16 protein-coding genes are annotated in these 17,407 nt (G+C 52.8%); 11 read left to right on the top strand and 5 right to left on the bottom strand.

Going from position 1 to position 17,407, the window contains the following annotated elements:
• Positions 1 to 2 precede the first annotated feature (2 nt).
• Positions 3 to 869, bottom strand: a complete 867-nt coding sequence (mreC, locus tag O5O45_RS01315; protein ID WP_305906179.1) for a rod shape-determining protein MreC — start codon at positions 867 to 869, stop codon at positions 3 to 5.
• A 110-nt stretch (positions 870 to 979) separates the two neighbouring features.
• The gene (locus O5O45_RS01310; RefSeq protein ID WP_011399070.1) at positions 980 to 2,017 is read right to left on the bottom strand and encodes a rod shape-determining protein; all 1,038 of its coding nucleotides are present in this window, start codon (positions 2,015 to 2,017) and stop codon (positions 980 to 982) included.
• A gap of 330 nt (positions 2,018 to 2,347) precedes the next feature.
• On the opposite strand from O5O45_RS01310, the gene gatC reads away from it, so the two are divergent.
• The 3 genes from gatC to gatB all read left to right on the top strand — a co-directional run bounded on the left by gatC (position 2,348) and on the right by gatB (position 5,657).
• Positions 2,348 to 2,635, top strand: coding sequence for an Asp-tRNA(Asn)/Glu-tRNA(Gln) amidotransferase subunit GatC (gene gatC / locus O5O45_RS01305; protein ID WP_305903507.1), 288 nt, complete (start codon positions 2,348 to 2,350; stop codon positions 2,633 to 2,635).
• Positions 2,636 to 2,707: 72 nt separating this feature from the next.
• On the top strand, positions 2,708 to 4,162 hold the full coding sequence (gene gatA / locus O5O45_RS01300; RefSeq protein WP_305903506.1) for an Asp-tRNA(Asn)/Glu-tRNA(Gln) amidotransferase subunit GatA: 1,455 nt from the start codon (positions 2,708 to 2,710) through the stop codon (positions 4,160 to 4,162).
• 52 nt (positions 4,163 to 4,214) lie between these two features.
• Positions 4,215 to 5,657: an Asp-tRNA(Asn)/Glu-tRNA(Gln) amidotransferase subunit GatB gene (gene gatB / locus O5O45_RS01295; RefSeq protein WP_305903505.1), complete on the top strand. Its 1,443-nt coding sequence runs from the start codon at positions 4,215 to 4,217 to the stop codon at positions 5,655 to 5,657.
• A 55-nt stretch (positions 5,658 to 5,712) separates the two neighbouring features.
• Here the strand turns inward: gatB and rimO are convergent, their stop codons facing one another.
• Positions 5,713 to 7,032: a 30S ribosomal protein S12 methylthiotransferase RimO gene (gene rimO, locus O5O45_RS01290; RefSeq protein WP_305903504.1), complete on the bottom strand. Its 1,320-nt coding sequence runs from the start codon at positions 7,030 to 7,032 to the stop codon at positions 5,713 to 5,715.
• A gap of 261 nt (positions 7,033 to 7,293) precedes the next feature.
• Between rimO and O5O45_RS01285 the strand changes: the two genes are divergently transcribed.
• From O5O45_RS01285 to cysN, 3 genes are all read left to right on the top strand, one after another.
• Positions 7,294 to 7,674 (top strand): PilZ domain-containing protein, encoded by a 381-nt coding sequence (locus tag O5O45_RS01285; RefSeq protein WP_305903503.1) that lies wholly within the window; start codon positions 7,294 to 7,296, stop codon positions 7,672 to 7,674.
• Between the two features lie 305 nt (positions 7,675 to 7,979).
• Positions 7,980 to 8,888, top strand: a complete 909-nt coding sequence (gene cysD, locus O5O45_RS01280; RefSeq protein WP_305906178.1) for a sulfate adenylyltransferase subunit CysD — start codon at positions 7,980 to 7,982, stop codon at positions 8,886 to 8,888.
• A 65-nt stretch (positions 8,889 to 8,953) separates the two neighbouring features.
• Complete coding sequence (cysN, locus tag O5O45_RS01275) at positions 8,954 to 10,609, top strand: sulfate adenylyltransferase subunit CysN (protein WP_305903502.1); 1,656 nt, start codon at positions 8,954 to 8,956, stop codon at positions 10,607 to 10,609.
• Positions 10,610 to 10,679: 70 nt separating this feature from the next.
• Here cysN and O5O45_RS01270 read toward each other — a convergent pair whose 3' ends face one another.
• The gene (locus tag O5O45_RS01270) at positions 10,680 to 11,804 is read right to left on the bottom strand and encodes a pyridoxal-phosphate-dependent aminotransferase family protein (RefSeq protein ID WP_305903501.1); all 1,125 of its coding nucleotides are present in this window, start codon (positions 11,802 to 11,804) and stop codon (positions 10,680 to 10,682) included.
• Positions 11,805 to 12,007: 203 nt separating this feature from the next.
• Here O5O45_RS01270 and O5O45_RS01265 point away from each other — a divergent pair, with 203 nt between their 5' ends.
• The gene (locus O5O45_RS01265) at positions 12,008 to 13,042 is read left to right on the top strand and encodes a nucleoid-associated protein (RefSeq protein ID WP_305903500.1); all 1,035 of its coding nucleotides are present in this window, start codon (positions 12,008 to 12,010) and stop codon (positions 13,040 to 13,042) included.
• A 64-nt stretch (positions 13,043 to 13,106) separates the two neighbouring features.
• On the opposite strand, the gene O5O45_RS01260 is transcribed toward O5O45_RS01265, so the two are convergent.
• The gene (locus O5O45_RS01260; RefSeq protein WP_305903499.1) at positions 13,107 to 13,442 is read right to left on the bottom strand and encodes a DUF1820 family protein; all 336 of its coding nucleotides are present in this window, start codon (positions 13,440 to 13,442) and stop codon (positions 13,107 to 13,109) included.
• A 222-nt stretch (positions 13,443 to 13,664) separates the two neighbouring features.
• Here O5O45_RS01260 and miaB point away from each other — a divergent pair, with 222 nt between their 5' ends.
• Genes miaB through O5O45_RS01240 form a run of 4 tightly spaced genes read left to right on the top strand, consistent with a single transcriptional unit; the run spans position 13,665 to position 17,389 of the window.
• The gene (gene miaB / locus O5O45_RS01255) at positions 13,665 to 15,005 is read left to right on the top strand and encodes a tRNA (N6-isopentenyl adenosine(37)-C2)-methylthiotransferase MiaB (RefSeq protein WP_305903498.1); all 1,341 of its coding nucleotides are present in this window, start codon (positions 13,665 to 13,667) and stop codon (positions 15,003 to 15,005) included.
• A gap of 36 nt (positions 15,006 to 15,041) precedes the next feature.
• Positions 15,042 to 16,010: a PhoH family protein gene (locus tag O5O45_RS01250; RefSeq protein WP_305903497.1), complete on the top strand. Its 969-nt coding sequence runs from the start codon at positions 15,042 to 15,044 to the stop codon at positions 16,008 to 16,010.
• A gap of 55 nt (positions 16,011 to 16,065) precedes the next feature.
• Positions 16,066 to 16,536: an rRNA maturation RNase YbeY gene (gene ybeY, locus O5O45_RS01245; RefSeq protein WP_305903496.1), complete on the top strand. Its 471-nt coding sequence runs from the start codon at positions 16,066 to 16,068 to the stop codon at positions 16,534 to 16,536.
• Between the two features lie 10 nt (positions 16,537 to 16,546).
• Positions 16,547 to 17,389 carry an HlyC/CorC family transporter gene (locus O5O45_RS01240; protein WP_216735079.1) on the top strand — a complete coding sequence of 281 codons (843 nt, stop codon included), beginning with the start codon at positions 16,547 to 16,549 and terminating at the stop codon, positions 17,387 to 17,389.
• Positions 17,390 to 17,407: the final 18 nt, after the last annotated feature.

Here is a 17,407-nt window from a genome sequence, read left to right as displayed (position 1 = left end):
GCCTACTGAGTTTCTTCAGGCGAAGGTTCGTCGGAGACCCTGTCTCCCACCTCCGACGACTTCTTTTTGAACACTAATAAAACGTGTCTGCTGCGGTTTAATTCGGACAAGGGGTGCGCTTCGATTCGCGCAAAAGGCTCGCCCGGGTCATGCACCACTGCAGTCACTTTCGCAACCGGATAACCCGCCGGGAATTTACCGCCCAAGCCGGAACTGACCAACAAGTCGCCAACAACGATATCCGCCGTATCAGGAACATTAATCAGTTGCAACCGGTCCAACACGCCGGAGCCGACGAGAATGCCGCGCACACCGTTGCGATTAACCTGAATCGGCACGGCATGGTTGCTATCGGAAATCAGTAGAACACGAGAGGTCAACGGCGACACTTGCGTCACCTGCCCCATCAATCCCTGCGAATCGAGCATAGGTTGCCCGACATAGACGCCATCGTCAGAACCTTTGTTGACGACCACCTCATGCATATATGGATCAGGATTGATGCCGATGATCTCGGACACCAGCACAGAATCATCCACCACGGACGAGGCATTCAGCAGCTCACGCAGACGATTAACTTCCGCGGTCAAAGACGCCAGACGCTGCGACTTCGCCTCAAGAATCAAAAGCCTGTTGCGCAGCGCGTCATTTTCCTGCTGCAAATCGCGGCGCGATTTAACCGCGTCTTCAGTCCAGTCGACCACGTCGGAAGGGGCGCTGACAACCCATTGCACAGGGGCGACGAGAGTCGCCAGCGTTTCGCGTAACGAAGATAAGAGATTGAGGTGATAATCCGCAAATCCGATGGCGATGGAGAGCACAGCCACCAATATCATTCGTGCGCCTAAAAATGGGCCTTCAACGAAGATATTTTTAATGTCGCAATCTCCCCAACAGTCCGGAAAGGAATTTATCTACAAACACAGAAAGCTACCATAAAACATGGCGAAAACAAGTGGTCAACTCCGTTAAAGAGTTGTTATTCCATAAAGAATAGACCACTGCCGCGCTTGTCGATAACTTCCAGCGCACGACCGCCGCCCCTTGCGACACAGGTAAGCGGATCGTCAGCAACGATTACCGGCAAGCCGGTTTCTTCTGTCAGCAAACTGTCCAGACCGCGCAATAGTGCGCCGCCGCCAGTCAATACGATGCCTCGCTCAGCGATATCGGACGCCAATTCAGGCGGCGACTGCTCCAATGCGCTCTTAACCGCCTGCACGATGGTCGCCAGAGCTTCCTGCAGCGCTTCGAGGATTTCTTCGCTATTCAAGGTAAAACTACGGGGAACCCCCTCTGCAAGGTTGCGGCCGCGCACATCGATTTCACGCAGCTCTAGTCCTTCGTATGCACAGCCGATTTCCTGTTTGATTCGCTCTGCAGTGGCGTCACCAATCAAACTGCCGTAATTGCGACGCACATAAGCGGTAATCGCCTCGTCAAACTTGTCTCCACCCACTCTAACCGAATCGGCGTACACAATACCGTTCAGGGAGATAATGGCGATCTCCGTCGTTCCGCCGCCGATATCCACCACCATGGAACCGTTCGCCTCTTCAACGGGCAGACCGGCGCCAATGGCCGCCGCCATGGGCTCTTCGATCAAAAATACTTCTCTGGCGCCCGCGCCAAGAGCGGACTCACGAATCGCTTTACGCTCAACCTGGGTGGAACGACTGGGGATACAAACCAGTACGCGAGGACTGGGGGTGATGAAACTGTTTTCATGCACTTTGTGGATAAAGTGCTGGAGCATCTTTTCAGTAACGTGAAAATCGGCGATGACGCCGTCTTTCAATGGTCGGATCGCGGTAATGTTGCCCGGCGTCCGTCCCAGCATCCTCTTCGCTTCGGCGCCTACCGCCGCAACGCTTTTCTGTGCGCCCTGGTTACGAATTGCGACCACAGAGGGCTCATTGAGCACAATTCCTCTTCCACGAACATAAATCAGTGTGTTGGCGGTCCCCAGATCGATCGATAGATCGCTGGAAAACAAACCACGTAATCGTTTAAACATTGAACGTTTGAATCCGTATTCTTTTTGGGGTTAGGCATGCTGCGGCAACTTTAACAGTGGCGAGGGGTCAGGGCAAGAATCATTTAGCCCCGCCAGCGCCTAGCCGCAAGCCATTAAAAAATTGTCATCACAAAGGCCTGTTTTGGGGCGTTTTACAGGGAAAAATCGCCAATTCATTTACAGACTGTACGCAAACCCTCTTATAATAGCCCTCTTTAGTTTCCGGTGCGATCAAGAGCGCGGCAATGGCGTTCGCCAGCCCGGATTCAACATCGAATTATCGGATCAGATCCGAATCAAGCCAACCGCAACGCCCAGCAGGAGAATAATGTGACTATCCAGTCGGAACAGTTGGAGACCATCGCCAAGCTAGCGAGATTGGAAACGCCCGGCGATCAAGTGGCGAAACTGACCCGCGATCTGGGACAGATTCTGGACTTCGTTGAACAAATGCAGAAAGTGGACACCAGCGCTGTAGAGCCTCTGTCCAATCCGCTGGAAATGACTCAGCGGCTGCGTAAAGACGCAATCACGGAAAGCAATCAGCGTGAAAAATTTCAGGCTATCGCGCCAGCCACTGAAAATGGTTTGTATCTGGTTCCCAAAGTCATCGATTGACGCGACTGGAACGCCCCTCCAACAGAACCTATTGCGAACGCCTTGCCGGCTATAGAAAAGTAAGAGATACGCATGTTGCCACATACTATTAGCGAGATCATAAGCGGACTCCGGGAAAAACAGTTTTCTTCCCGTGAAATCACCCAGGATTATCTGGCCAGAATCAAGCGTCTCAATCCAGAATTGAATTGCTTCATCACCATCACTGAAGATCTGGCGCTCTCACAGGCGGAACAAGCTGACGCCCGTCTTAATGCAGGACAAGCCTCCATTCTGAATGGCGTACCTCTCGCGCATAAAGACGTCTTCTGCACAGAGGGCGTGACGACGACATGCGGATCCAGAATGCTGGAAAACTTCGTTCCGCCTTACGAGTCCACCGTCACCCGCAAATTCATGGAGGCTGGCGCCGTCACATTAGGCAAAACCAACATGGACGAGTTCGCCATGGGCTCATCCAATGAGAACAGCTACTTTGGCCCGGTGCGTAACCCTTGGGACACCGAGCGAGCGCCCGGCGGCTCTTCAGGCGGCTCCGCCGCAGCGGTTGCGGCCGGACTTTGCGCAGCGGCGACCGGTACGGACACAGGCGGATCGATTCGTCAGCCTGCCGCATTTTGCGGCCTGACCGGACTCAAACCAACTTACGGACGCGTATCTCGCCTTGGCATGGTGGCTTTCGCATCAAGTTTGGATCAGGGCGGTCCTTTCGCCCGCACGGCGGAAGATGCGGCGCTGCTAATGAACGTCATGGCCGGACACGACCCCATGGACTCCACCAGCGCCCTGAACCCCACCGAGGACTACACCGCTTCGCTGACGCAACCGCTGACAGGGATAACTATCGGCTTGCCAAAAGAATACTTCAGCAGCCAGCTCAACGCAGAGCTTGAAAAAGCATTGCAGGAAGCAATAAAAGTGTATGAGTCGCTGGGCGCTTCCTTTAAAGAGGTCTCCCTGCCCCACACAGAGCTGTCCGTACCCGCTTACTACGTTATCGCACCCGCAGAGTGCTCAACCAACCTGTCACGCTTCGACGGCGTTCGTTATGGTCATCGCTGCGAGAATCCCAAAGACCTTGAGGACCTTTATCAACGCTCCCGTTCAGAAGGTTTCGGGGATGAAGTAAAACGCCGCATCCTAATCGGAACCTACGCGCTGTCCGCAGGTTACTACGACGCTTACTACCGACAGGCGCAAAAAATCCGCCGCCTGATCAAAAACGATTTTGTATCCGCGCTGAATGAAGTCGACGCGTTGTTATGCCCAACCACGCCCGATGTCGCCTTCAAACTGGGCGAGAAAACATCCGACCCAGTACAGATGTATCTTGAAGACATCTTCACAATTCCCGCCAGCTTGGCCGGCCTGCCTGCGCTTGGCCTGCCTTGCGGCTTCAAGGGCGGCCTGCCCGTTGGGATGCAGTTGATCGGCAACTATTTTACTGAAGCCCGATTATTGAACCTGGGACACCAATATCAGTTGAACACCGACTGGCATAAACGCAGTCCGGCCTTGGGCGAGTAAGCCCACCCGCACTACATAAAGATTACGCAACCATTAGCGAAGAGGTCATATCATGGAATGGGAAGCGGTTATCGGGCTGGAAGTTCATGTTCAGCTCGCCACCAAATCCAAAATATTCTCCGGCGCAGCCACCGCCTTTGGCGCCGAGCCAAACACTCAGGCTTGCGCTGTAGACTTGGCCATGCCTGGCATGCTGCCAGTCATGAATGAAGAAGCCGTGCGCATGGCGGTGATGTTCGGCCTGGCCATCGGCGCCGAAATCAACAAGCGCTCGGTCTTCGATCGTAAAAACTATTTCTACCCCGATTTACCTAAAGGCTACCAAATCAGCCAGCTGGATCACCCTACTGTCAAGCAGGGTAAACTGGACATCCAGCTTGAAAACGGCGAAACGAAGACGATTAACGTCACTCGCGCCCACCTGGAAGAGGACGCCGGCAAAAGTCTGCACGAAGATTTTCATGGCATGACCGGCATCGACTTAAACCGCGCCGGAACGCCCCTATTGGAAATAGTGTCCGAGCCGGAACTGCGCAGCGCCAAGGAGGCGGTCGCGTACCTGAGGAAGCTGCACTCCATCGTTACCTATCTGGGCATCTCCGATGGCGACATGTCCCAAGGCTCCATGCGCTGCGACTGCAACGTTTCCGTTCGCCCGAAAGGGCAGAAAGAGTTCGGCGTCCGCACCGAGATCAAAAACGTCAACTCCTTCCGTTTTGTCGAAAAGGCCATTCAAGGTGAAATTGAAAGACAAATCGACCTGATAGAAGATGGCGGCCAGATCGAACAGGAAACACGCCTGTACGATGCGGACAAAGACAGCACCCGCTCCATGCGCAGCAAAGAGTTCGCCAACGATTACCGTTATTTCCCTGACCCGGATCTACTACCCATTGAAATTGACGACGCCTATATTGAAGCGATCCGCAATACGCTCCCAGAACTGCCGGAACAAAAGCTGGTCCGTTTCTGCTCTGAGTATGGCTTATCTGACTACGATGCAGGCGTACTGGTCAGCTCGCGCGCGCAAGCGGACTACTTTGAGACCGCCACCAAAATCGTCGGCGACGCCAAACTGACGGCCAACTGGGTAATGGGAGAGCTGGCCAAACGCCTGAACCAGCACTCTCTGGACATATCTCAATCCCCCATCAACGCAGAAGGGCTTGGCAAGCTGTTGCTGCGCCTGAAAGACAACACCATCAACGGCAAGGCCGCCAAGGATGTGCTTGAGGCCATGTGGAACGGCGAAGGAGAGGCGGATGAGATTATTGAGAAGCAGGGCTTGAAGCAAGTCTCTGATACAGGAGCCATCGAAGCTATTGTTGACGAAGTACTGGCGAATAACCCAACTCAGGTTGAACAGTACAAAGCGGCGGATGAAGCCAAGCGCGGAAAAATGATTGGATTTTTTGTCGGCCAGACAATGAAAGCCTCCAAAGGCAAAGCCAACCCACAGCAGGTGAACGAGATACTCGCCCAAAAGCTGAGCTAAGCCTAAAAAAAAGAGCCCTAAACGGGCTCTTTTTCATCCTGACTGCAGACGCCCTTTATACCGGACGCCCCCACAGATCATATTCATCCGCCTCCTCAATCTCCACCGTAACCAGATCTCCCGGCTTCAAATGAGTTTGATTGTCTAAAAATACCTGGCCGTCGATTTCCGGCGCGTCCGCCTTGGAGCGACACACCGCGCCTTCTTCCACAACCTCGTCCACGATCACATCCATGCGCTTGCCGACTTTTGCCTGCAGACGACCGGCGCTGATACGTTGCTGCACTTCCATAAAGCGCTCCCAACGCTCCTGTTTGACTGCTTCATCAACAGGGTTAGGCAACTCGTTAGCCGTCGCGCCCTCAACAGGAGAGTATTTGAAGCACCCCACGCGGTCCAGTTGTGCTTCTTCGAGGAAATCGAGCAATGTTTGGAAATCTTCTTCGGTTTCCCCTGGAAAACCAACAATAAAGGTAGAGCGCAGAGTAATATCCGGACACTGCTCACGCCATTTGCCAATTCTGTGCAGCACTTTTTCTGCATGGGCTGGACGGCGCATATTTTTCAACACAGCTGGAGAAGCGTGCTGAAAAGGAATATCCAGATAAGGAAGAATTTTACCTTCCGCCATCATCGGAATAACGTCATCGACATGAGGGTAAGGATAAACGTAGTGCAGTCGCACCCAAACGCCCATACGCCCGAGCTCTTCGCAAAGTTCTTTCATACGCGTCTTAACCGGACGCCCTTCCCAGAAGCCGGTACGGTATTTGGTGTCCACCCCATAAGCACTGGTGTCCTGAGAGATCACCAACAACTCTTTGACGCCGTTTTTCACTAGACGTTGCGCCTCGCCCAGCACATCACCGATAGGACGGCTCACCAAATCACCGCGGAAGGACGGAATTATGCAAAACGTACAACGGTGGTTACAGCCTTCAGATATTTTCAGATAGGCATAATGCTTGGGGGTGAGCTTAACCCCAGTATCGGGGACAAGGTTGAGGAAAGGGTTGTATTCAGGCTTCGGAGACACTTGATGCACTTGGTTCATCACTTCCGAATAAGCGTGCGGGCCACTTACCGCCAGCACCTTTGGGTGCACTTCGCGGATTACATCCTCTTTGGCGCCAAGACATCCGGTCACGATGACTTTGCCGTTCTCGCGCAACGCCTCGCCAATCGCATCCAAAGACTCCTGCACCGCACTATCGATAAAGCCGCAGGTATTCACCAAAACGACGTCCGCATCCTCATAGCTGGCCGATATCTCGTACCCCTCCGTACGCAGTTGCGTCAGAATGCGTTCCGAGTCTACAGTGTTTTTTGGGCAGCCAAGGCTGACGAAACCAACTTTGCCGCTAGAAGAGGACATCTACCATCACCTGTCTATTCAAAAAAAGGCCGCCATTCTACCTAAGCTCAGCCCGAGAAAATAGATCAAATATCGCTCAAACTTCAACCAGCAACAAAGATTACACTCCGTAACAAAATAGCCACATTGTTACAAAAAAATCGTGCTCTCTATGCCAAAAAGATTAATTTTAAATCAAATTCAATTTGGTACACTTAGCCTTCCATGTTGAATGTTAGTATCATTACTTAACCGACTATGATTCAAAGCAGTCCAACCGTCATGCAAAGAAATCTGAGGCATCATCTGCGCATTCCAACGGATTTCGTCGCTCATATCACCACACGCGACCAACGGGAATGCGACGCAGCCATCCATAACATATCCAGAACAGGCCTCATGCTTGAGTGTGACCGCTGCATCCTGGAGACGTTGACGCCAAACGCCTTAAATTTCGCGCCATTGCGGCCAGTCTGCATCAACATTCGCTTCACTCTGCCTCTGGGCAAGAAAGATATAGCCGAGGTCGAAACCGAGATGCTGGTCATTTACACGCGCCGACTGGCTCGCAACGCCTTCCACGTAGGCTTACAATTTAAAGAATTGACGCCACAACAAACCCACCAGCTTGAGCAGTATATCGCCGAGAATAAACTGCGTTAGAAATCCGTCGCTGGATTTTCCAGGTTTTCATCTCAAGTTTTCTGTTCGGACCCCACGGTCCAAACAGGATGGAACCCCGGAAAATTCGTCAGAAACAGCCCGCTATGTGCAGCGCCGCTTACCTGCGTAAATTCAGAAGCTACTAAAAGGCCATAGAAAACTATATCGTCAGAATAAACTCTTCTAAAAGCCATTCTTCTTATAATCACCAAGTGTTTGGTATAGTAGATGTAGCTTTTTAACCCAATAATCCTCGGACATCAGCCTTACCGGAGACCCCTTACTAAGGAGTGCAGTTGAAAAAAATGACTGATTACAACCTCACCCATCTAAAACAGCTGGAAGCTGAAAGTATCCATATAATCAGAGAAGTCGCCGCTGAATTTGAGCGCCCCGTCATGCTCTACTCCATCGGAAAAGACTCTTCGGTGATGCTGCATCTGGCGCGCAAGGCCTTCTTTCCCGGCAAACCACCCTTTCCTTTGATGCACGTGGACACGACCTGGAAGTTCAAGGATATGATCACTTTCCGGGATCAACAGGCGGCGAAATTTGGCCTGGATTTGATCGTCCATATAAACGAAGAAGGCGTACGTCAGGGCATTGGCCCTTTCAGCCATGGCAGCGCCAAGCATACTGACGTCATGAAGACCGAGTCTTTGAAACAGGCTCTCAATAAATACAAGTTCGATGCAGCCTTTGGCGGCGCCCGTCGCGATGAGGAGAAATCCCGCGCCAAAGAGCGCGTATACTCTTTCCGTGACTCCAACCATCGCTGGGATCCCAAAAATCAGCGTCCAGAGTTGTGGAATATTTACAACGGAAAGATCAACAAAGGCGAAAGCATCCGAGTATTCCCGCTGTCCAACTGGACCGAGCTGGATATTTGGCAATACATCTATCTGGAGAACATTGAGCTCGTCCCTCTTTACTTCTCCGCCAAGCGTCCAGTTGTCGAGCGCGACGGTACGATGATTATGGTGGACGACGATCGCATGCCTTTAAAACCGGGCGAAACCCCGATGATGAAAGACGTGCGCTTCCGTACTCTGGGCTGCTACCCGCTGACTGGAGCGATCGAATCTACGGCGACGACGTTGCCGGAAATTATTCAGGAAATGCTGCTAACCACCAGCTCTGAGCGTCAAGGTCGCGTTATTGACCACGACCAAGCTGGCTCGATGGAGCAAAAGAAACGCGAAGGCTACTTCTGATCCATTGAGCGAAGAAGCGCCCTCAGGGAAGCATTCATTTAGCAGAATTCAATTGAGTACGGTCCATGTCACATCAATCAAACCTAATTAGCGAAGACATTCTTGAATATCTGAAGCAGCACGAACACAAAGAGCTGCTTCGTCTTTTAACCTGCGGCAGCGTTGACGACGGCAAAAGCACTCTGATCGGTCGATTGCTGCACGACTCCAAGATGATCTACGAAGATCAGCTTGAAGCCATAAAAAAAGACAGCGCCAAATCCGGCAATGCGGGCGAAAAGCTCGACTTGTCTCTGCTGGTGGACGGACTTCAGGCGGAGCGTGAGCAAGGTATTACGATTGACGTCGCCTATCGCTACTTTTCCACCGCCAAGAGAAAGTTCATCATCGCCGACACTCCCGGCCATGAACAATACACGCGCAATATGGCCACTGGAGCCTCCACTGCGCAACTGGCCATTATTCTGATCGACGCCCGTCACGGCGTTCTGAAGCAGACCAAGCGCCACACCTTCATCGCTTCACTGCTGGGCATCCAGCACATTTTGGTGGCGGTGAACAAAATGGACCTGGTGGACTTCAGCGAAGAGCGTTACGAAGAGATTAAACAGGAGTATCTGAGTTTCGCTAAAGGCCTGACTCTGCACGACCTGAATTTCGTGCCGATTTCAGCGCTGGATGGCGACAACGTGGTCTCCAACTCACCGGCGATGCCCTGGTACACAGACAAGCCGCTGATGGAAATCCTGGAGACAGTGGAAATCTCCCGCGACAAGAACCTGTCTGATTTCCGCATGCCTGTGCAATACGTCAATCGTCCGAACCTGGACTTCCGCGGTTACAGCGGCACAGTGTCCTCAGGGATTATCCGCAAGGGCGATCCCATCATGGCGCTGCCTTCCCGCAAAACCAGCACGGTCAAATCCATCGTCACCTTTGAAGGAGAGCAGGAAGAAGCCTTCGCAGACCAAGCCGTCACTCTGACACTGGCGGATGAGATCGACATCAGCCGCAGCGACGTACTGGTGCGCCCGGACAATGTCCCCTGTGTATCGAACCGGATGCGCGCGCACATTGTCTGGATGAGCGAAACGCCCTTGCTGCCAGGTCGTCAATACTACATCAAACAAGCAACGCATCTGGCGACAGGCTCCATTAGCCGCATTCATCACCAGATCGACGTTAATACGCTGGAGAAGAGCGAAACCGATACATTGCAGCTGAATGAAATCGGCTCTTGTGAAGTCACGCTCAACCAGCCTCTGGTGTTTGACCCCTATTCACGCAACCGCACTACTGGCGCGTTTATCATCATTGACCGTCTGACTAACGTCACTATCGGCGCAGGCATGATAGAAAGCGCTGTAGACGATGCAGACATCGCTGCTTTCGCCCCCATTACTGACGCCGAACGTGAAGCCCGTAACGGTCACAAGCCTGGACTGGTTAAAGTCGAAGGCGAGCTGAAGGACAAACTGGCGTACGCTCTGGAGCGCAACCTGTTTGAGCGCGGCAAGTCTGTGGTGGTCGTTGAGGAAACTCTGGCTGAAGCCACATTAACCGCTCTGCTAAAAGCCGGCTTGCTGGTCATCGCCACCCAAGGCGTTGAGTCGTATGAAGGTGAAGTCGCCGCCACCATAAGCGCGGATGACGAGAAAGAGCTTTCAACACAGGTTAACCGCGTTATCGGTAATCTGATGGAAAAGCACTACTTCGTGTAAGGCTTTCCCAGTCAAACCAAAGGCCCCAAGGTGATTTTCGCCTTGGGGCCTTTTTATTACCCGCGCCCCGTTATTCCAATGCCCGCAAGCATTCACCCAGGGCGCTAACCGCGCGGTTCGCACATTCCACTGTCGCATTATTGCCCATCAATCCAATACGCCATATTTTCCCTTGCAACGGCCCAAGGCCAGCGCCGATTTCCATGTTGTAATCCGTCAGCAGCTTACTTCGCACTGCAGCTTCATCGACACCGTCAGGCACTCTAATTGCGTTCAGCATCGGCAGGCGATAAGGCTCCTCCACCAAAAAGGACAGCCCCAGAGACTCCACGCCTTCGACCAAAGCTTCATGCGCAGCTTTATGTCTCGCCCAGCGATTCTCCAACCCCTCATCCAGGACTAAGCGTAACGCTTCATGAATAGCGTATAGAGTGTTGACTGGCGCAGTATGATGGTACGCCCGCTGCCCGCCTTCCGCCCAATAAGCCATCACCAGACTCATATCCAGAAACCAGCTTTGCACAGGCTTGACCCGTGAGCGGATGCGCTCCGCCGCCGTCTCGCTGAATGACACCGGCGCAATCCCCGGCACCGCAGAAAGACACTTTTGCGTGCCGCTGTATACCGCATCAGCTTTCCAATCGTCGATATCCACTTCTATACCGCACCACGAAGTGACCATGTCGACGACAGACAGAATCCCTCGCTCATGCGCCAGACGGCAAAGGGTTTTAGCGTCGGAGCGAGCGCCAGTGGAAGTTTCTGCATGTACAAACGCCAATAGTCGTGCGTCGGGATGCTCATTCAAAACCTCCTCAATCCGCTGAGGATCAACCGGGAGCCCCCATTCGAACTCGACGACAATTGGCACGCCGCCCGCTCTTACAACGTTTTCGACCATTCGTTTGCCGAACACGCCGTTAGTCGCAACAATCGCCTTATCCCCCGGTTCCAGCAAATTGACCAAGCAGGTTTCCATGCCGGCGGAGCCCGGCGCAGAAACAGGCATCGTCAATCTGTTCTGTGTTCTGAACGTGGCCTGAAGCATCTGTTTGATCTGATCCATCATATTGATAAAGAACGGATCCAGATGCCCAATGGTAGGTTGCGACATCGCCGCAAGCACGCTGGCGGGAGTGTTCGAAGGCCCGGGCCCCAGCAGCAATCGGTTGGGAATGGTAAAGCCTGTACTCATGCTTGGTTCCTTGAATCATTGTTATGGATAAAGGAAGTCTACAAGACAACGCAACATATCTCACGGGCGCTGAGCAAAACTCAGAATGCCTGCACAGCAACCTTGCACTCTCTACCGGGGCGATTACAATCCGCCTTTAAATACGACGCAACGTCACCCAGCGTCTCCCTCGCACACTCATGCTCGATTAAGGCTTACCAACTATGGCGATCAGCGAACTCAGCATACAGGTACTGGAAAAATTCTCCGAAGACGACGCCAGCCAAACCAGAATTCCGCAGCAACTGCCTAAGACTGGCGCGGACAATGAGGCCGTTTTTCACACTTTGCGCCGATTGTTCGCAGCCAAAACAGGCAAGGCCTTCGGCCGCATTAACCTGCATGCGGAAGGACAGAGTTTCGGGCCCTGGTTAAAGGATTGGTATGAAGGAAAAATGTCCTTCCAGCAGTTAACCGAAAAAGGCTTGGCTGAATTCAAAGAAAAGCTGGATGTCATTCCTCTCACCACGCAGAGCTATTTGCTCTGGATTCACGACCAGCAGGGCGACGCCCGCACACTCTACATTTTCATTCTGGAGAGCAGCGTCACCAATGTAGTTACCAACGAGCTGCAAATCGAACCTATTGAGCACCTGGACCCACAAGCCATCACATTCGCCCTGCGTATCGAACTGGATCCACTTTTCGCCAGCAATCAGCAGGACTGCGCCAGTGTCTATCTACAACGCAACCTGCGCAAAATCGGCGAAGCAGGCTGCCATAGTTTTGGTTTCGCCACCCATGTAGACACGGCGAAAGAAACAGAAGTGGTATTAAGCGGCTTAGAGCGCTTTGCGGAATCGCTGGACCCGAAGAGCGCCGCCAAACTGAAGAAAAAGGCAGTTGAGTTTTGCTCAGACCAAGAGAAGCTGGGAGAAGCCGTTCAAATTGAAGAGCTATCCATCGCCATCGACGAACAAAACCCCGATAAATTCGCCCACTTCATGCGCGAAGCCATACCAGAGGCCCCTGCAGCGCTGCGCCCGGACAGTCGTAAATTGAAACAACTCGTCCGCTTTGCAGGCCGCGGCTCAGGCATGAGCCTGTCATTCTCTTCCGAAGCTATAAATGAAAGCATCATTTACGACAGTGAAAAAGACGCCCTCATCATTATGGAGATTCCCAAGTCTTTGAAAGCGCAACTAAAACGCTATCTCAGCCCACAGGACGAGCGGGAACAGGAAGAAAGCGCCGAATAAGCGGCGAGAATACGCCTGCGAGAGGAGTAATGACGGCGACAGAAGCTCTGCGCCGTCAACCAAATTAGCGGTCGGTCTTTACCGGAGGACGTGGAAAGCTGGCCACCGTTCCACCAGATTTGCCCGAGGAGATTTTAGCAGCTCCCTGCTGTTCTACTTCATCGATGCGGATAATGGACGTCATAGGAATGAAAGAACGGCTTACTCCCGCAAACTCCCCTTTGAGTTTCTCTTCCGCAGGATCGACCAATAGCTGGGAGCGCTCACCGAACAACCAGTTTTCCACCTCTATAAACCCATACAGTTCACTGGAATAGACTTTACTCGCATACAGCTCGAATACCTCATCCTGATTAAAGTAAACGACCCGAAAAACTTTTTTACTCGTCTTATTCGACATAAACACACCTGTAAATTCAATCGCTCAACTATCCGCTTCGGCCTTAAAAGCCTTAAGAACAAAGGGAAATGCTGAAACCCGGCGCAATCATATCACAGCCGCCAATGCGCTCTGGAGCCCATATTGCTAACTTTTTGAACGTCCCCCTACACTACCGCCCGCCTAAAACGTATAATACGCGGTCCCAATTTTTAAGTTCGCAGATTCTTCGGGTGGTTTTGAATGGCGCAAAAACTCTTTATTAAAACCTATGGCTGTCAGATGAACGAGTATGACTCCTCGCGCATGGCTGACTTATTAGGTGAGAGTCATAGCGTTGAACTCACCGACAACCCCGATGAGGCGGACATTTTACTGCTGAACACCTGCTCTATCCGGGAAAAAGCCCAGGAGAAAGTGTTTCATCAGTTAGGTCGCTGGAAATCGCTGAAAGAAAAGAATCCTAATCTGCTGATCGGCGTCGGCGGCTGCGTCGCCAGCCAGGAAGGCGACGCTATTCGAGACCGCGCGCCTTACGTGGATATGGTGTTTGGCCCTCAAACCCTGCACCGCCTGCCGGAAATGGTCAACTCCGTCGCCCATCAAAAGATCCCCATGGTGGACGTCACATTCCCAGAAATTGAAAAATTCGACCGCCTGCCCATGCCCAGCAGCGAGGGCGCCAGCGCATTCGTATCCATTATGGAAGGCTGCAGCAAGTACTGCACATTCTGCGTGGTGCCTTACACCCGCGGCGAAGAAGTCAGCCGCCCTGTGGACGACGTGATTGCAGAAATCGCGCACTTGGCCGGACAAGGCGTGCGTGAAGTCAATTTGCTCGGGCAGAACGTCAACGCTTACCGTGGACTGACTCACGATGGCGATTACATGGATTTGGCGGAACTGATCACTTATGTAGCCTCCATCGACGGCATTGACCGCATCCGCTACACCACTTCACACCCGGTCGAGTTTTCCGACTCGCTTATTGAAGTCTACGCCAGCGTTCCCAAACTGGTTAGCCACCTGCACTTACCCGTGCAAAGCGGCTCAGACCGCATACTGAACCTGATGAAGCGCGGCCATACGGTCGCCGAGTACACAGACAAGCTGCGTCGCTTGCGTGAGATTCGTCCCGACATCAGCCTGTCCTCTGACTTCATTGTTGGCTTCCCTGGGGAAACAGATGCGGATTTCGAGGAGACCATGAATCTGATCAATGAGATAGGCTTTGACCACTCATTCAGTTTCGTCTACAGCGCTCGCCCGGGTACTCCCGCCGCGAACCTGGAGGACAATGTCTCCGAAGAGGCCAAGAAGCAGCGCCTGGCGATCCTGCAGCAGCGCATCTTGCAATTCGCACAGGACATCAGCCGCAAAATGGTCGGCTCCACCCAGCGTATTTTGGTGACTGGCGTATCCAAGAAAGACCCCGGCGAACTACAGGGGCGCACCGAAAACAACCGCGTGGTGAACTTCCGTAGCGACAGTCATGACATTATTGGACGCTTTGTCGATGTAACCATCACTGCGGCCCTGCCCAATTCACTGCGCGGCGAACGCGTTGATGGCCTGGACTATTAAGCCACAGGCCCGTATCACACTATCAGGCGATATATTTTGAACGAACCAGCCATCAGCTTTAAGCTGGAACCTGCTGACCCCATCAGACTGCAAGCGCTATGTGGGCAGTTTGATGAGAACCTGCGCTTAATCGAACGCCGCCTGAAGGTGCGCGTCGCCTACCGCGGACATGCCTTCACTCTGTTTGGGGAAGAAAAGAACGCCCAGGCAGCGGCGGAAATCATCCGTCACATTTACAGGGAAACCGAAGCGTCCACATCCATCGAGCCCGACACAGTACATCTGTTTATTCGCGAATCCGGGGCCGAAGAAGAGGATGACGCAAGCGGCTCTTCCGGCGGTGTTGTTATCCGTACGCCCAAGCTACATATCCGGCCACGCGGTCAAAACCAGATCCACTATGTAAAGTCCGTCCTGCAGCACGACATCAACTTTGGCGTCGGCCCTGCAGGCACAGGCAAGACTTACCTGGCGGTCGCTTGCGCAGCGCAAGCGCTGGCCGATGACCAGGTGAAGCGCATTCTGCTGGTGCGCCCTGCGGTTGAAGCGGGGGAAAAGCTCGGATTCCTGCCCGGCGACCTGGCTCAGAAAGTCGACCCTTATCTACGCCCTCTGTACGACGCGTTATACGAGATGTTCGGTTTCGAGCAGGTCAATCGGCTGCTGGAGAAAGGGCTGATCGAAATTGCGCCGCTGGCCTTTATGCGCGGCCGCACGTTGAACAACGCCTTCATCATCCTGGATGAAAGCCAGAACACCACGCCAGAGCAGATGAAGATGTTCCTGACCCGGATTGGATTCGGCTCAACCGCAGTAGTTACCGGGGATCCCACCCAGGTCGACCTTCCGAAAGGCGTCCCCTCCGGCTTGGTTCAAGCATTGAGGGTGCTAGAGGACGTTAAAGGCGTCAGCGTCACCAATTTTCTGAGTAAAGACGTAGTGCGCCACCCGCTTGTACAAAGAATTGTTGATGCGTACGAAGCATTTAACAAAAATTCCATTTGAAAATCGTCGCCGAAGCCCATATAAACGAAGCAAACGCATTTAAATAAAGCAGTTTATGAGTCTCGACGTCGATATCCAGATAGCCTCGGAAGAGGCTGACCTTCCAAGTGAAGAACAGCTGATTCTGTGGGCGCAAGCAGCCCTGCGCGAAGCGGGCGACCATGAGGTGACCATCCGCATTGTTGACGCGGAGGAAAGCCAGGAGCTGAACGCGCAGTATCGCGGCAAAGACAAGCCGACCAACGTCCTGTCCTTCCCTTTTGAAAACCCGCCTGGATTAACTTTGCCCTTGTTGGGCGACTTGGTTATTTGCGCCCCGGTGGTGTTCAGCGAAGCCGTTGAACAACAAAAAACCGCCGCTGCGCACTGGGCTCATATGGTCATTCATGGGATGCTGCATTTACAGGGGTACGACCATATAATTGACGAAGAAGCAGAGGTTATGGAAAGTCTCGAAACAGAACTGGTGACCAGTCTGGGCTTTCCCCCTCCCTACGCCACCAACAGTTCGTTAGCTGAAGGGTAACACAACATCAATGAGTGACGATCATTCGGGTAGCCAGCAAATCTCTCGCTCATGGCTTGACCGTATAACCCAGGCCTTTTCCGATGAACCGCAAAACAAGGAAGAACTCCTGCAGATTATGCGGGAAGCGGAAAACCGCAACATTATAGACCCCGACTCCCTAAGCCTGATCGAGGGCGCCATGCAGGTCACCGACATGCAGGTCAGGGAAATCATGATTCCTCGCGCTCAAATGAGCGTCGTCAAGGCTTCCCAAAGCCCCCAGGAATACATGGATGAGCTGCTTGAGTCCGCTCATTCCCGCTACCCTGTCATCGGTGAATCCAAAGACGAAGTAGTAGGCATTCTACTGGCCAAGGACTTGCTTGGACTGGCGCTGAAAAACGAATTAAACAAAAGCAAGGTTCAGGACATTCTGCGCCCAGTCTGGTTTATTCCAGAGAGTAAGCGCCTGAATCAGTTGCTGAAAGAATTCAAGGAAAACCGCAATCACATGGCGATTGTGGTGGACGAATACGGTGGCGTAGCCGGCCTGGTGACCATTGAGGACGTGCTTGAACAGATAGTAGGCGAAATTGAAGATGAACATGACTTCGACGAAGAAAGCCTCATCAAGTGCACCGGCCACAACCAATATGTCGTCAAAGCGCTGACGCCAGTGGAAGAGTTTAATGAATACTTCACCACCAACCTGGACGAAGAAGAGTTCGACACGATCGGCGGACTGGTCATCAAGCAGTTTGGACGCCTGCCCAAACGGGGTGAAACAGTCTCCTTCAATGGCTTCGACATTAAGATACTCAATGCGGACAGCCGCCAGATTCGTCTGATTCAGGTCAGCCGTACGGCATGAGGTCCGCTTTACTAAGAA

This window comes from Hahella sp. HNIBRBA332, assembly GCF_030719035.1.
Lineage (GTDB): Bacteria > Pseudomonadota > Gammaproteobacteria > Pseudomonadales > Oleiphilaceae > Hahella.
Note: the sequence above shows the minus strand (reverse complement) of the source record. Positions and strands in the feature narration are given on the sequence as shown.

Bases quoted from the DNA above. Each gene is read 5' to 3' on its own strand.
- O5O45_RS01310 (WP_011399070.1), bottom strand. From the start codon at position 2,017: ATGTTTAAACGATTACGTGGTTTGTTTTCCAGCGATCTATCGATCGAT.
- gatA (WP_305903506.1), top strand. From the start codon at position 2,708: ATGTTGCCACATACTATTAGCGAGATCATAAGCGGACTCCGGGAAAAA.
- gatB (WP_305903505.1), top strand. From the start codon at position 4,215: ATGGAATGGGAAGCGGTTATCGGGCTGGAAGTTCATGTTCAGCTCGCC.
- rimO (WP_305903504.1), bottom strand. From the start codon at position 7,032: ATGTCCTCTTCTAGCGGCAAAGTTGGTTTCGTCAGCCTTGGCTGCCCA.
- O5O45_RS01285 (WP_305903503.1), top strand. From the start codon at position 7,294: ATGCAAAGAAATCTGAGGCATCATCTGCGCATTCCAACGGATTTCGTC.
- cysD (WP_305906178.1), top strand. From the start codon at position 7,980: ATGACTGATTACAACCTCACCCATCTAAAACAGCTGGAAGCTGAAAGT.
- cysN (WP_305903502.1), top strand. From the start codon at position 8,954: ATGTCACATCAATCAAACCTAATTAGCGAAGACATTCTTGAATATCTG.
- O5O45_RS01270 (WP_305903501.1), bottom strand. From the start codon at position 11,804: ATGAGTACAGGCTTTACCATTCCCAACCGATTGCTGCTGGGGCCCGGG.
- O5O45_RS01265 (WP_305903500.1), top strand. From the start codon at position 12,008: ATGGCGATCAGCGAACTCAGCATACAGGTACTGGAAAAATTCTCCGAA.
- O5O45_RS01260 (WP_305903499.1), bottom strand. From the start codon at position 13,442: ATGTCGAATAAGACGAGTAAAAAAGTTTTTCGGGTCGTTTACTTTAAT.
- miaB (WP_305903498.1), top strand. From the start codon at position 13,665: ATGGCGCAAAAACTCTTTATTAAAACCTATGGCTGTCAGATGAACGAG.
- ybeY (WP_305903496.1), top strand. From the start codon at position 16,066: ATGAGTCTCGACGTCGATATCCAGATAGCCTCGGAAGAGGCTGACCTT.
- O5O45_RS01240 (WP_216735079.1), top strand. From the start codon at position 16,547: ATGAGTGACGATCATTCGGGTAGCCAGCAAATCTCTCGCTCATGGCTT.